Raw genomic sequence first — 1,321 nt, 5'->3', positions numbered from 1 at the left:
CAGGGCCCCGGCAAAGTCGTGACGGTGTCTGACTTGTGAGGCTTGAGTAGAAGCGCCGCTGTTGGTGGCAGCAAGACGGGCATGACCTGTTCGGAAGATCATCAAGGTTCCTACGCCATGCTGATCGCCGAAGTGAGTCATGCCCGCGCTGCCATCATCGCTGATCTCGTCCTTGTCCCACGCACCGGCTCTGACCGTGTCGGAAACCGCTGGTGGGCTGCGCGAAGCGCTCGCTGGTCTGCCTGATCCACGCGCCAGGCGAGGTGTCCGGCACCGGCTGACGGTCGTGGTCACCGCAGCCGTGTGTGCCGTGGTCGCTGGCTACCGCTCGTACGCCGCGATCGCCGAATGGGTCGCCGACGTGCCGGCCCCGACGGCTCTCGCCCTGGGCATGACTCCCGACCGACGCCCATCGGAGGCGATGATCCGTCGACTGCTGCAGGCCATGGACCCGCAGCTACTGACCGCGGCAATCGGCGTCTGGCTCGCCGGCCGGACCACCGCGGCGACCCCGCAGGCGATCGCCGTCGACGGCAAGGCCCTGCGCGGCTCCCGCACCCCCGACACCCCGGCCCGGCACGTGATGGCCGCCTGCGACCAGGCCACCGGTGTGGTCCTGGGCAGCATCGACGTCGACGGCAAGACCAACGAGATCACCCGGTTCGCGCCCCTGCTCGACCAACTCGCCGACCTGCGCAACACCGTGATCACCGCTGATGCCCTGCATTGCCAACGCGAGCACGTCACCTACCTCGCGCAACGCGGCGCCCACTGGATCCTGACCGTCAAAGGCAACCAACCCCACCTACACGCCCAACTCACCGCACTGCCCTGGCGGGCAGTGCCCGACGCCACCCGTGACACCGACCGCGGACACGGCCGCCGCGAGATCCGCAGCTGTAAGATCCTGAGCATCTCCACCGGCATCGACTTCCCGAACGCCGCCCAGGCCATCCAGATCCGCCGCCGCAGACGCCGCCTGGACCAGCCGAAACGCTTCGCCACCGAGACCGTCTACGCCATCACCGATCTCCGCGTCCACCAGGCCAAACCCGCCCAACTGGCGGCCTGGATCCGCGGCCACTGGTCGATCGAGAACAAGGTCCACTGGGTACGCGACGTCACCTACGACGAAGACCGATCCCAGATCCGCACCGGCACCGGACCCGAAGTCATGGCCGCACTGCGCAACGCCGCCATCGGCGCCCTACGCCTGACCGGAGTCACCAACATCGCTGCCGCCAACCGACACCACGCCCGCGACAGCACCCGCCCGCTGGCACTACTCGGCATCACCTGACGACTTTGCCGGGGCCCTGGG

Annotated in this window: 1 protein-coding gene; it reads left to right on the top strand. The window is 68.5% G+C overall.

The features are described from left to right. The first annotated feature begins 196 nt into the window (after window positions 1-196). Window positions 197-1,300, top strand: a complete 1,104-nt coding sequence (locus ABZS40_RS36715) for an ISAs1 family transposase (protein ID WP_354949349.1) — start codon at window positions 197-199, stop codon at window positions 1,298-1,300. Window positions 1,301-1,321 lie beyond the last annotated feature (21 nt).

Source organism: Micromonospora sp. NPDC005324 (assembly GCF_040607155.1).
Classification (GTDB): domain Bacteria; phylum Actinomycetota; class Actinomycetes; order Mycobacteriales; family Micromonosporaceae; genus Micromonospora; species Micromonospora trifolii.
Note: the sequence above shows the minus strand (reverse complement) of the source record. Positions and strands in the feature narration are given on the sequence as shown.